The organism is Rhodococcus sp. IEGM 1302 (assembly GCF_030056935.1).
GTDB classification, from domain to species: domain Bacteria; phylum Actinomycetota; class Actinomycetes; order Mycobacteriales; family Mycobacteriaceae; genus Rhodococcus_F; species Rhodococcus_F qingshengii.
In genome coordinates this window covers 38,420-51,549 of the sequence record NZ_JASHKY010000032.1, presented here as the reverse complement: position 1 = coordinate 51,549, position 13,130 = coordinate 38,420, and the positions used below count along the sequence as shown (strand labels likewise).

The 13,130-nt window shown below is 64.8% G+C and carries 9 protein-coding genes; all 9 read right to left on the bottom strand.

What is annotated here, in order from left to right; translation table 11 throughout:
* On the bottom strand, window positions 1-181 hold a 181-nt coding region (locus tag QM609_RS26265; protein ID WP_283337601.1), incomplete at its 3' end, for a KH domain-containing protein.
* On the bottom strand, window positions 178-648 hold the full coding sequence (rpsP, locus tag QM609_RS26260; RefSeq protein WP_003942818.1) for a 30S ribosomal protein S16: 471 nt from the start codon (window positions 646-648) through the stop codon (window positions 178-180). The genes rpsP and QM609_RS26265, both read right to left, overlap by 4 nt.
* 209 nt (window positions 649-857) lie before the next feature.
* Entirely contained in the window at window positions 858-1,940 is a 1,083-nt protein-coding gene (locus QM609_RS26255; RefSeq protein WP_050656640.1) for an amidohydrolase family protein, read from the bottom strand.
* 3 nt (window positions 1,941-1,943) lie between these two features.
* On the bottom strand, window positions 1,944-3,521 hold the full coding sequence (ffh, locus tag QM609_RS26250) for a signal recognition particle protein (RefSeq protein ID WP_003942713.1): 1,578 nt from the start codon (window positions 3,519-3,521) through the stop codon (window positions 1,944-1,946).
* 115 nt (window positions 3,522-3,636) lie between these two features.
* On the bottom strand, window positions 3,637-6,144 hold the full coding sequence (locus QM609_RS26245; protein WP_003942689.1) for a [protein-PII] uridylyltransferase: 2,508 nt from the start codon (window positions 6,142-6,144) through the stop codon (window positions 3,637-3,639).
* Window positions 6,134-6,472: a P-II family nitrogen regulator gene (locus QM609_RS26240; RefSeq protein ID WP_003942772.1), complete on the bottom strand. Its 339-nt coding sequence runs from the start codon at window positions 6,470-6,472 to the stop codon at window positions 6,134-6,136. Before QM609_RS26240 ends, QM609_RS26245 begins: the two co-directional genes overlap by 11 nt.
* A 56-nt stretch (window positions 6,473-6,528) precedes the next feature.
* Complete coding sequence (locus QM609_RS26235) at window positions 6,529-7,788, bottom strand: ammonium transporter (protein ID WP_050656651.1); 1,260 nt, start codon at window positions 7,786-7,788, stop codon at window positions 6,529-6,531.
* Between the two features lie 247 nt (window positions 7,789-8,035).
* Window positions 8,036-9,478 carry a signal recognition particle-docking protein FtsY gene (ftsY, locus tag QM609_RS26230; RefSeq protein ID WP_050656641.1) on the bottom strand — a complete coding sequence of 481 codons (1,443 nt, stop codon included), beginning with the start codon at window positions 9,476-9,478 and terminating at the stop codon, window positions 8,036-8,038.
* Between the two features lie 42 nt (window positions 9,479-9,520).
* Window positions 9,521-13,108, bottom strand: coding sequence for a chromosome segregation protein SMC (gene smc, locus QM609_RS26225; protein ID WP_050656642.1), 3,588 nt, complete (start codon window positions 13,106-13,108; stop codon window positions 9,521-9,523).
* Window positions 13,109-13,130 lie beyond the last annotated feature (22 nt).

Below are 13,130 nucleotides of genomic sequence, written 5' to 3'. Positions count from 1 at the left end.
TCCGCAGAGCGGTCGCAGTGCGACCACCCCGACCGATGACCTTGCCGAGATCGTCTGGGTGCACGTGCACCTCGACGGTCCGTCCCCGACGTCCGGTGATCAGCTCGACGCGCACATCGTCGGGATTGGCGACGATGCCACGCACGAGATGCTCTACCGCATCAGCGACGACGGCACTCACTTGTCAGCAGCCTCGGCGTCTGCAGCGGGAGCCTCGGCGTCAGCCGCGGTGTCTTCTGCCTTGGCCTCGTCAGCCTTTGCAGCCTTCTTCTTCTTGGGGGTGATTGCTTCTGCAACCGGCTCGTTCTCGGCCTGCGCGAGCGCAGCCTGGAAGAGCTCGAGCTTGGTGGGCTTGGCTTCCTTGACGCGCAGGGTGCCTTCGGTGCCCGGCAGGCCCTTGAACTTCTGCCAGTCACCGGTGATCTTGAGGAGTGCCTCGACGGGCTCGGTGGGCTGTGCGCCCACGGACAGCCAGTACTGAGCGCGCTCGGAATCGATGTCGATCAGCGAGGGCTCTTCCTTGGGGTGGTACTTGCCGATGGTCTCGATCGCACGGCCGTCACGACGGGTGCGCGAGTCGGCGATTACAACGCGGTACTGAGCGTTGCGGATCTTGCCGAGGCGGGTGAGCTTGATTTTGACAGCCACAGCTGCAGTTCTCCTTCAGCGCGCACAACAGTGCTGCGCATGTCACGTGCAATTCAGCGACCCACACGATTTGTGAGCCCGGTTTTGCCTCTATCCTGTGACCGTCGCAGCGGTACGTAACCGGTTGCGACGAACAATGGTCCATTGTGCCAGATGGGTGGGCTCGTTCGGAAACCACCCTGTGCGCGCTTCGAGAGTGCGGGGACTCCCTAACCACTCACGGGGGTTCCGCGGAGGATCACACGCATCGGCTTCGCGAGCACATCGGGGTTTCCGCGCGGATCTTCGGAATAAACCACCAGGTCGGCGGGCGCTCCTTCTTCGATCCCCTGCGCACCCAGCCAACTCCGCGCGTCCCAGCAGGCTGCGCCCAGCGCCTGATGCGCCGTCAAACCGGCAACTTCGAGTTCGGCGATCTCGTCGGCGATCCGGCCGTGCCTGATCGATCCGCCGGCATCCGTTCCGGCATAGATCGGAATCCCGGCCTCGTGAGCGGCACCGATCGTCCGATGTCGACGAGCGTGCAGATCCCGCATGTGCGCCGCGTAGATCGGATACCGCGTGGCAGAGTCCGCGATCTCGGGGAAAGTTGCGATGTTGATCAGCGTCGGAACCAAGGCCGTGCCGTGAGCGACCATCAACTCGATGGTCGCGTCCGTCAATCCGGTGCCGTGCTCGATGCAGTCGATGCCGGCGTTGATCAGGCCGGGCAGAGCATCCTCGGCAAAGACGTGAGCGGTGACCCTTGCGCCTTCGGCATGGGCGGCAGCGATGGCCTCGACCAGAATCTCGTCGCTCCACAACGGGGCGAGGTCACCGATGGAACGATCGATCCAGTCCCCGACGAGCTTGACCCAACCGTCACCGGCGCGTGCCTGACGCACCACCTCGGCCGGCAACTGAGATTCGTCGTCCAGGTCGACCGGCAGGCCCGGGATGTACCGCTTCGGTGCTGCGATGTGCTGGCCTGCGCGAATGATCCGCGGCAGATCGAGGCGCTCGTCGATGAACCTGGTGTCGACCGGCGATCCGGCGTCACGAAGCAACAGCACGCCCGCGTCACGTTCGGTCTTCGCCTGCCCCAGCAAGCCGTCGACGGTTTCGCCCCCGCCACCGCCGTAGCGGATACCGACGTGACAGTGCGCATCCACGAGACCCGGTGTGATCCAACCCGATTCGACGATCGTCTCCGCACCGGACACCGGCTCGAAGGAAATCAGCCCGTCGACGATCCACAATTCGATCGGCTCGGCATCGGGCAGACCGATACCCCGCAGATGAAGCGCAGCCACCGACTACTTCTTGGGCAGCTTGAGCTGAGAGAGATCGATGCCTTCCAGTCCGGGCGGCAACTGATCGAGACCCTTGGGCATGTTCGACAGGTCGGGCATGCCAGCCGGCATTCCGCCGGGCATACCCGGGAATCCGCCCATGCCGGGGAATCCTCCGCGCATCTTGGGCTGCGTCGGGCCCTTGCCGCCCTTCTTGCCCTTCTTGCCCTTCTTGCTGCGAACCTGCTTACGCGCGCCGGGCATACCCATACGGCCGGCCATGGCAGCCATCATCTTGCGGGCTTCGAAGAAACGGTCCACCAACTGGTTGACGTCGGAAACCTTGACGCCCGAACCGTTCGCGATGCGCAGTCTGCGTGAGGCGTTGATGATCTTCGGATCGTCGCGCTCGGCCGGCGTCATACCGCGGATGATGGCCTGAATGCGATCGAGTTGCTTCTCGTCGACGTTGGCCAGCGCGTCCTTCATGCCGCCGGCACCCGGCAACATACCGAGGAGGTTGCCGATCGGGCCCATCTTGCGGACGGCCATCATCTGATCGAGGAAGTCTTCGAGGGTGAGCTGACCGGAGCCGATCTTCGCTGCGGTCGCTTCGGCCTGATCGGCGTCGAAAACCTGCTCGGCCTGCTCGATGAGGCTCAGGACATCGCCCATACCGAGGATCCGGCTGGCCATGCGATCGGGATGGAAGACGTCGAAGTCTTCGAGCTTCTCGCCGGTGGAGGCGAAGAGGATCGGCTGGCCGGTGACCTCGCGGACGCTCAGCGCGGCACCACCGCGGGCGTCGCCGTCGAGCTTGGTGAGGACGACACCGGTGATGCCGACTCCCTCACGGAACGCGTCGGCCGTGCTGACCGCGTCCTGACCGATCATGGCGTCGAGGACGAAGATGGTCTCGTCCGGGTTGACGGCGTCACGGATACCGGCGGCCTGCGCCATCAGCTCCGAGTCGATACCGAGGCGACCGGCGGTGTCGACGATCACGACGTCGTAATGCTTGTTGCGTGCTTCTTCGACGCCGGCGCGGGCGACCTCGACGGGGTCGGCTGCGGACACGCCCAGTGCGTTCTCGCCGCCGCCGATGGAGGTACCGGGATGCGGCGCGAAGACTGCGGCGCCTGCACGCTCACCGACGATCTGAAGCTGAGTGACGGCGCCGGGACGCTGAAGGTCACAGGCGACGAGGAGGGGCGTGTGCCCCTGATCCTTGAGCCACTTGGCCAACTTTCCGGCCAGCGTGGTCTTACCGGAACCCTGCAGACCGGCCAACATGATGACCGTCGGCGGAGTCTTGGCGAACTGCAGTCGACGAGTTTCGCCGCCGAGAACCTCGACCAGCTCTTCGTTGACGATCTTGACGACCTGCTGAGCCGGGTTCAGTGCACCCGAGACCTCGGCGCCCTTGGCGCGTTCCTTGATCTTGGCGATGAAGCTGCGCACTACGGGAAGCGCGACGTCGGCCTCGAGCAGGGCAAGGCGGATCTCGCGGGCCGTAGCGTCGATGTCGGCGCCGGACAGACGACCCTTGCCACGCAGATCCTTGAGAGATCCGGTCAATCTGTCGGAAAGGGATTCGAACACCGAGTGCGCTCCTGAAGGTCGTGCGAGTTAGCCGTGGATATTCTCGGGCACCAGCCTAGCCGCTACGCCCGCACCGATCCCAGCCGATGCGGGCGTAACTGCCGAAACCGGTCCGTCAATCCTCTTTCTTCTTGGGTTGTGGCACCGGAACCACCGCCAGCACCGCCTCCTCGACGCGCTCTCGCGCCGCGCGGGTATCGGCCTCACCGAAGTCGAGGCAGAACGCGTCGACCACCGAGGAACCCAAGGTGGCGACCTTCGCCCACCGGATGTCGGCTCCACTGTGTTCGAGTGCTGCGGCCAGTCGGCAGAGCAGGCCGACGCGGTCCTCGGTACGCAATTCGAGGATCGCCTGACCGTCACCGGGCGCGTCGAACCAGATGACCCGCGGTGGCGCCTGCGCATAGAGCACCGGAACCGCGGAATCCTTGTTGGTCTGGATCGGGTCGTCCCACTGCTCTGCCCGTGCCTCCTCGTCCTTCGCGTCGAGAAGTTCGAGCAAATTCAGTTCACCGGCCGAAGCCCGGATCAATTCCTGCCGGAGCAGCACCGCCTGCGGGGGTGTGCCGAACCTCGGCGTCACGACAAACGAGTTGACCGCCGAACCTGCATGCGACCCCAGCGATGCGGAATGCACCCGCAACGACTGCAGCGCCAGAACTCCGGCAGCCCGAGACAGCAGCCCGGGTGCGTCGGGCGCGATGACGGTCACGACGTAGGTGTGCGCATTCTCGGCCGGAACGAGCGAGACGTGAACCCCGCCCTCCTCGGCGATGGCCAATTGCTCGGGAGCGAGTGGATCGGGTTGCGGGAGCTCCTCCCCTGCCATCAGCAAACGACAACGACGCACCAGCTCGCCGATCAACGACGACTTCCAGTCGCCCCAGACACCAGGCCCGGTGGCCAGCGAATCCGCTTCCGCCAACGAATGCAGGAGATCGAGAAGGGTCCCGTCTCCCTCGAGTGCGTCGACCACTCGCTGCACGGTTGCCGGATCGTCGAGGTCGCGACGGGTGGCGGTTTCCGGCAACAGCAAGTGGTAGCGCACCATCGCCGTCAACGTCGCGACGTCGGAAGGCCAGAGTCCCAAGCGATTTCCGATCGCGGTGGCCAATTCGGCACCGACGACGCTGTGGTCTCCCCCTCGCCCCTTCCCGATGTCGTGGATCAACGCACCGAGCATGAGCAGATCCGGCCGAGCGACGCGAGTGGTGAATCCGCTTGCATACGCGGCGGTTTCGACCAGGTGCCGATCCACCGTCCACGTGTGGACGGCGTCGCGCGGCGGAAGATCGCGAATGGTCCCCCACTCCGGCAGGAGTCGACCCCAGAGCCCGGTCCGGTCCATCGCCTCGATCACCGGAACCGCACGCGATCCCGAACCCAGCACGACCAAGAGATCGTTGACTGCATTTTTCGGCCACGGCTCACGCAGTTCCGGGGCGTTGTCGGCCAGGCGATTGAGCGTCGACGCGGAGATGGGCATGCCGTTGGTGGCCGCCGCTGCCGCGACCCGCATCACCAGACCGGGATCCTTCTTCGGTCTCGCATCGCGCGCCAGAACAACTTCGCCGGCATGCTCGACGACGCCCTCGTCCAGTGGCCGCCGCACCGGCGCGCGACGCAGCCGCGACAAACCACGCCGGGGCAAGGAGTTTCCGGCGGTACGGATACCGACGTCGACCGAATAGCTGATGGTGCGCGCCGATTCGCTGAGAAGGCGGGCCAGATCGAATCGATCACCGATCCGTAGCGCCGCACCGATCTCGTCGGCGTCCTGTGCTCGCAGTTGGTCGCGGGCGCGACCGGCAACGCGGTGAAGTTCGGTGCGCACGTCGAGCAACCGCCTGTGCGCAAGTGCCAGACCGCCGCCGGGCGAGTTGGGTCCCAGCCCCGGCATCCCGTCGGTCAATTGCGCGATGGACAGGGCGTTGAGCAGTTGGACGTCTCGCAGCCCGCCACGACCGCTCTTGAGATCCGGTTCGGCGCGATGGGCGATCTCGCCGCTGCGCTCCCACCTCGTACGGGTCTGGGTGATCAATTCGTCGAATCGGCTGCGGATGTCCATGCGCCACTGTCGTCGCACACCACTGATCAACAAGTTGCTCAGCTCCACGTCGCCCGCAATGTGGCGTGCTTCGAGCATTCCGAGTGCTGCCGTCATGTCGGTGGCCGCAACCTGAAGCGCCTGCGGAAGCGTCCGCACGCTGTGGTCGAGTTTGATGTGCGCGTCCCACAACGGGTACCACAGGCTGTCCGCAACCTGGGCCACGACTGCTGGGTCCATGTCGTCGTGCAGCAGAATCAGATCGAGATCGGAATACGGCAACAGTTCGCGTCGGCCGAGACCACCCACGGCGACGATGGCAAACCCACAATCCGGTTTGATGCCCAGTTCGGTCCCCTTGGTGGTCAACCAGAATTCGTGCAGATCGACCAGTGCATGTCGCAGCGCGGGGGCGTCGAGCCTCCTGTTCTTGACGCCTCCGGTGAGTAGGGCCTTGCGTGCGCGGGCCAGGTCCGCAGCTTCGTCGGATCCCCCTGACGAGACCGGCCCTGGCCCCGTCGCTTTCGCGACGGAACCAGGGCCGAAGTTCTCGGACCCTTTCGGGTCAGAGTGCATCGCCACCGCGTTCCCCGGTGCGAACCCGGATGACCGACTCGACTGGCGAGACCCACACCTTGCCGTCACCGATCTTGCCGGTTCGAGCGGCCTCGACGATCACCTCGACCACCTTGTCCACGGCCGCGTCGTCGACGACGACCTCGACCCGGACCTTGGGTACGAAGTCCACGGAATACTCCGCACCTCGGTACACCTCGGTGTGGCCCTTCTGTCGGCCGTAGCCCTGAACTTCGCTGACTGTCATACCCAGCACTCCGGCCTGCTCGAGTCCGGTCTTGACGTCCTCGAGCGTGAACGGCTTGACGATTGCTGTGATCAGCTTCATGTGCTCATCCCTTTCCAAACTCTGAAGTGCCTGAATTCACTTTAATCACGTGCTGATCACGCGAGGTCGTATGCGGTCTCTGCGTGTTCGGTCTCATCGATGCCGCGTGCCTCGTCCTCGGCCGAGATTCGCCAGCCCAGGGGCTTGAGCGCGAAGCCGATGATCGTCGTCAGAACGCCGGTGAAGACGAGGGCTGCGAGTGCGATCACGATCTGAACCACCAGTTGCTTGTAGTCGCCGCCGTAGAAGAGGCCGGTTGCGGTGCCGAAGAATCCGATACCGATCGTGCCCCACAGGCCGGAGACAAGGTGAACACCGACGACGTCGAGCGAGTCGTCGAAGCCGAAGCGGAACTTCAGGCCGACTGCGAGAGCGGACAGGATGCCGGCTATTGCGCCGAGGAAGATGGAACCGACCGGGTTGAGCGCACCGGCAGCAGGGGTGATGGCGACCAGACCGGCGACCGCACCGGACGCTGCGCCGAGGCTGGTGGCGTGGCCGTCACGAATACGCTCGGTAGCGAGCCAGGCCAGGACTGCGGCACACGTCGCGGTGGTCGTGTTGACCCAGGCGAGACCGGCGTTACCGTCGGCGGCGAATGCCGAGCCGGCGTTGAAGCCGAACCAACCGAACCAGAGGAGTGCGGCGCCGAGCATCACGAAGGGCAGGTTGTGCGGACGGAAGGCGGTCTTGCCGAAGCCGAGACGCTTGCCGACGATGAGTGCGAGGACCAGACCGGCCATACCCGCGTTGATGTGAACGACTGTGCCACCGGCGAAGTCGATCGGAGCGACGTTGGCGACGGTGACTCCGTCGTCGTTGACCGTGGTGCCGAAGAGCTTTGCCGCGATGCCGTCCTCGGAGCCCGAGAGGAGTCCGCCGCCCCACACCATGTGTGCGAGCGGGAAGTAGACGACGGTGACCCAGATACCCGAGAACAGGAGCCAGGTGCCGAACTTGACCCGCTCGGCCAGGGCACCACTGATGAGGGCGGTGGTGATGATCGCGAATGTCACCTGGAACGCGATGTCGATGACGTTGGGGTAGCCCCAGGCGCCGGCGATGAAGTTGCCGTCAGCATCGGTGATGCTGTTCTTGAGGCCGAAGAACTCGAACGGGTTGGCAAAAATGCCCCCGATGTTCTCAGAGCCGTAGGACATCGACCATCCCCACAGAACGTAGATGACGCCGATGACGGCCATGGCCCCGAAGGACATCATCATCATGTTCAGGACGGACTTGGACCGAGACATCCCGCCGTAGAAGAAAGCGAGGCCGGGTGTCATCAGCAAGACCAGAGATGCAGCCATCAGCATCCATGCGGCGTTACCGGAGTTCGCCAACAAATCGTCGGTACTCACTTACTACCTCCTAGTCGCACGTGCCGGGCAGCACGTCGTTAAGGAGAAGAGTGCTGGGCTGGTGTTTCGTCCATGGCGCTGTCGCGTTTCGCAGACGTGAACCAATTGCCCAACTTTGTTGCAAACAGGTTTCGCCAGGGAGTTCTACCGCCCCTGTGCGCCTTTTCGGTAGTTCGCGCTACCAAAAAGGCGCACGGGGGCGTCAGCCCAGGAGGGCGTCGACGAACGCACCCGGCTCGAACGGCGCCAGGTCGTCGGCACCTTCACCGAGGCCGACCAACTTCACCGGCACACCCAGTTCATGCTGAACCTGGAAGACGATTCCGCCCTTGGCGGTTCCGTCCAGCTTGGTCAGTACGACGCCGGTGATGTCCACGACCTCCGCGAACACTCGAGCCTGCGCCAATCCGTTCTGGCCGACCGTCGCATCGAGAACCAGCAGAACGTCGTCGACCGAGGCCTTCTTCTCGATAACCCGCTTGACCTTGCCGAGCTCGTCCATCAGACCGGTCTTGGTGTGCAGACGGCCGGCGGTGTCGATCAGGACCACGTCGACGCCGTCCGCGATGCCCCGTGAGACCGCGTCGAAGGCAATCGCAGCGGGATCGCCACCCTCCTTGCCACGAACAACTTCAGCGCCGACACGCTCGGCCCACGTCTGGAGCTGATCGGCGGCGGCGGCGCGGAACGTGTCCGCGGCACCGAGCACGACGCGACGACCGTCGGCGACGAGCACGCGAGCCAACTTGCCGGTGGTCGTTGTCTTGCCGGTCCCGTTGACGCCGACGACGAGCAGAACAGCCGGGTGATCATCATGCGGCAATGCGCGGATGGAGCGGTCCAGTTCGGGACGCAGTTCGGCGATCAACACCTCGCGCAGAAGGGCGCGGGCGGCAGCCTCGGTCCGGACGCTGCGGGCCGCCATCTGCTCACGAAGCTTCGTGACGACTTTTTCCGTTGTCGCGGAGCCGAGGTCTGCGATGAGGAGGGTGTCCTCGACTTCTTCCCACGAATCCTCGTCCAGATCGCCGCCACCGAGCAGACCCAGCAAGCTCTTGCCGACTGCTGACTGCGAGCGGGAAAGGCGCCCGCGCAGTCGGTCCAGCCGACCCTCGGTCGGGTCGATCTCGTCCAGCACGCGCGGTGCAGGCTCGACGGGTTCGGGAACGACAACAGGTTCGGGAACGACAGGTTCTTCGACAACAGGTTCTGCTACCGCTGGTTCTTCTACGACCGGCTTTTCGATTACCGGCTCTTCGACAACCGGTTCCTCGACAACAGCGGGTTCTTCGACAACCGGCTCCTCGACAACGGCCGGCTTCTCCGCAACAGGTTCTTCGACGATCGGTTTTTCGACGACAGGTTCTTCGACGACAGGTTCTTCGACGACGGGCGGCTTCTCGGCGACCGGAGGTGTCGGAACCACCGGAGGTGGCGCCGTTGCCGTCGACCCCTGACTGAAGTTGAACCCGCCACCGGCCTTGTAGCCGCCTGACTTGTCCTTCTCGGGGGCGCCGAGCTCCGGCTTCGTCTCGGGTGCCTTCAGCGATACCTGCCCCTTGCGGTAGCGCAGGAATCCGGCAACGAGAACGACGAGTAGTACGGCCGCTACAGCCGCGATGATGATCCAAGCCTGGGTAGTCACCGGCCCATTGTTTCAGGCTCCGACCCGGAAAGTGAGCAGGGCTTACGTCGAGGCCATGTCTTGACCGCGAAGTCGCTGCGAAATCACGGTGGTGATGCCGTCGCCGCGCATGCTGACGCCGTACAACGCATCGGCGATTTCCATCGTCGGTTTCTGGTGAGTGATCACGATCAACTGCGACTTCTCCCGCAATTGTTCGAAGAGTCCGATCAGCCGCCGCAGGTTGGTGTCGTCCAACGCCGCCTCGACTTCGTCCATCACGTAGAACGGGGACGGGCGTGCCCGGAAGATCGCGACCAGCATGGCCACCGCGGTCAACGACTTCTCGCCGCCCGACAGCAACGACAACCGTTTGACCTTCTTACCGGGCGGACGCGCCTCGACTTCGATGCCGGTGGTGAGCATGTCCGAGGGATCGGTGAGGACCAGCCGCCCTTCTCCCCCGGGAAACAATTTCTCGAACACTCCCACGAACTCACGCTCGACGTCGGCATAGGCCTCGGTGAACACCTGCAGAATTCGTGCGTCGACGTCTGCGACCACAGCAAGAAGGTCCTTGCGTGCGGTCTTGACGTCCTCGAGCTGAGTGGAGAGGAAGGTGTACCGCTCCTCGAGAGCTGCGAATTCCTCGAGCGCCAGCGGATTGACCTTGCCGAGGGTGGCGAGGTCCTTCTCGGCCCGCTTGGCGCGCCGTTCCTGAGTCGCGCGGTCGTACGGAAGCGGAGCGGGGGCGGTGACCTGCTCCCCACGCTCCTTGGCCTGCTCGTACTCCTCGATTTCGAGAGCGGTCGGCGGCAGTTCGACCTCGGGCCCGTACTCGGCGATCAGATCGTCGAGGCCGATACCGTACTGATCGAGGATCGACTCCTCGAGTTGTTCGATGCGCAGCGCTGCCTGTGCCTTCGCTACCTCGTCGCGGTGGACGGCGTCGGTGAGCGAAGCGAGTTGTCCAGTCAGTGCTCGGACTGTCTCGCGGACCTGATCCAGCTTGGCCGTGCACTCGGTGCGGGCCCGAGCCAACTCGTCGCGGTGAGCAAGAGCCGCGGCGACGACGGTCTCGAGTTCGGCCGCCACGCGCTGTCCCGACTCGGCGACGGCAGCTGCAACTTCCGCAGCGTGCGCTCTGGCGCGCAGAGCCCGCTCGGCGCGAATCCGCGCTTCTCGTTCCGCGGCGGCCGCACGCCGAAGCGAATCGGCCTTTCCGCGTACAGATTCCGCACGCTCTTCGGCGGTGCGGACGGCAAGGCGAGCATCCATTTCGACGATACGCACTTCGGCGAGCGATGCTGCGGCCATTTCGCGATCGGCAGCGGTCGATTCCGCACCGTGTCCCGGTGCACTGCCGTCGGTTTCGGCGACGCGCAGACGTTCCTCCAGATCCGCGAGCTTTGTCAGCGACTCACCGCGGCCCTCCTCGGCACGCACTCGCTGGGCGGTCAACCGCTCGGATTCCGCGTGGGCGACTCGTGCTGCCTGCCCCAATCTGCCCAACTGCTCGTAGATGGCGGACATGGCGGCGTCCGACTCGTTGAGCGCTGCCAAAGTTTGCTCCGCGGTCTCGCGTCGAGCGGCTTGTTCGGCCAGAGCGCCGGACAGCGCAGCGTCGAGTTCCTCGGATCGGCTCTCCGTTGCCGCCAGTTCCGCTGCTGACGCGTCGATCGCCGCCTGCACCTCGAGCGTGCTCGGTTGCCGATCCGAGCCACCGATCATCCACCCCGAACCGTGCAGATCGCCGGAACGCGTCACTGCGCGAATTCCCTTGCGGTCAGCAACAACTCGAATCGCGTCATCGAGAGTCTCGACCAGGACGACGCCATCGAGGATGGCGGTCAATCCGGCACGCAACTCGTCAGGGCAGTCGATGACGTCGACGGCCGGACGACTACCCGGCGCGATCTCGGCCTCGCGCTTGATCGCCGGTTCACCGCTCACGATCAGTGATGCACGTCCACCGTCCTGATCGGCCAGTGCTGTGACAGCGGAGCGAGCAGAGTCCAGCGACTGCGCCACGACGGCGTCCGCCGCCGGCCCCATCGCGGCAGCGATCGCGGCCTCGTAGCCGGGTTCGACGTGAATCAATCCGACCAGCGAGGTGATGCCGTCGTCGCCGCGGTGTTCGAGCAGCCAGCCGCCACCGTCCTTGCGCTGCAAACCCATCGACAGTGCCTCGATGCGCGCCCGGAGCGAAGCGATGCGTTGCCCGCTCGTCTTTTCTTCCTCACGAAGCTCTTCGACGCGCGCGTCGATCATCTCGAGAGCCTCGATGGCGCGTTCGTGATTGGTATCGAGGCCGACTTCACCGGCGTCGAGGTCCCCGATGCTTTCTTGCACCGTGTCGAACTCGGCCTGTGCGGCATCGCCACGCAGACGAGCCTCGTCGATCGCCTCGGTCAGCCGAGACACTTCCGCGTCGACGGATTCGACGCGGGTACGCAGAGTGTCGACCTGACCGGAGAGTCGAGCAAGACCTTCACGGCGGTCGGCGACGGCACGAACTTCTGCCATGTGCGCCCGTTCCGCTTCTGCTGCAGCATCTTCGGTGGCTGCGAGCTGGTCCCGAGCAGCTTCCGACGCCGCTCGCGCGATTTCGACGCCTTCGAGGAGTTCGGCCTCCTCGGCAGCAAGACGTTCGGCGCGCGCCTCCATCTCGTCCGGGTCCTGGCCGCGGTTGCCGACGGGTTCGGAGTCGAGGTGACGCGCACGCTCGCGGGCGATGCGCACAGTGGCGTTCACGCGTTCGGCAAGCGCGGAAAGCTGGAACCAACTCTGTGCAGCCGCTTCCGATCCCGGAGTCAGACGAGCGAGAGCTTGCTCCTGGCGCCCGAGTTCGAGGTTGGCCTCGTCGAGCGCAGCCGCCACCTGGTTGTGCTGTTCACGGGCCGCTTTCTCGTCCTGCGCCTGGTCGTTCAACTGGTTTCGACGGGTCACCAGATCGTCAGCGGCCAGACGCATCTTTGCATCACGCAGGTCAGCCTGGACCGTCTGTGCTCGCCGAGCGACCTCGGCTTGGCGTCCCAGCGGTTTGAGTTGCCGACGCAGTTCCGCGGTGAGGTCACTGAGGCGAGCGAGATTGGCCTGCATGGAATCGAGTTTGCGCACCGCTTTTTCCTTGCGGCGGCGATGTTTGAGGACTCCCGCGGCTTCTTCGATGAAGGCGCGTCGATCTTCGGGACGGGATTCGAGGATCGCGGCGAGCCGTCCCTGCCCGACGATGACATGCATTTCGCGGCCGATGCCGGAGTCGCTGAGCAGTTCCTGGACGTCCATCAGACGGCAGGACGAGCCGTTGATCTCGTACTCCCCCGCGCCGTCGCGGAACATGCGGCGCGTGATCGACACCTCGGAGTACTCGATCGGGAGCGCCCCGTCGGCGTTGTCGATGGTCAAGGTCACCTCGGCGCGGCCCAGCGGCGCGCGGCCGGAGGTGCCGGCAAAGATGACATCTTCCATCTTGCCGCCGCGCAGGGCCTTGGCGCCCTGCTCGCCCATCACCCAGGTCAACGCATCGACGACGTTGGATTTACCCGAGCCGTTCGGGCCGACCACACAGGTAATTCCCGGCTCGAACCGAAGAGTCGTTGCCGACGCAAAGGATTTGAATCCCTTGAGTGTCAGACTCTTGAGGTGCATGGGGGGAAACTTTACCGCCAAA

What these genes read in the sequence shown, in the direction of transcription:
- smc (WP_050656642.1), bottom strand. Translation starts at nt 13,108, where the DNA reads ATGCACCTCAAGAGTCTGACACTCAAGGGATTCAAATCCTTTGCGTCG.
- QM609_RS26245 (WP_003942689.1), bottom strand. Translation starts at nt 6,144, where the DNA reads ATGCACTCTGACCCGAAAGGGTCCGAGAACTTCGGCCCTGGTTCCGTC.
- QM609_RS26240 (WP_003942772.1), bottom strand. Translation starts at nt 6,472, where the DNA reads ATGAAGCTGATCACAGCAATCGTCAAGCCGTTCACGCTCGAGGACGTC.
- QM609_RS26235 (WP_050656651.1), bottom strand. Translation starts at nt 7,788, where the DNA reads ATGCTGATGGCTGCATCTCTGGTCTTGCTGATGACACCCGGCCTCGCT.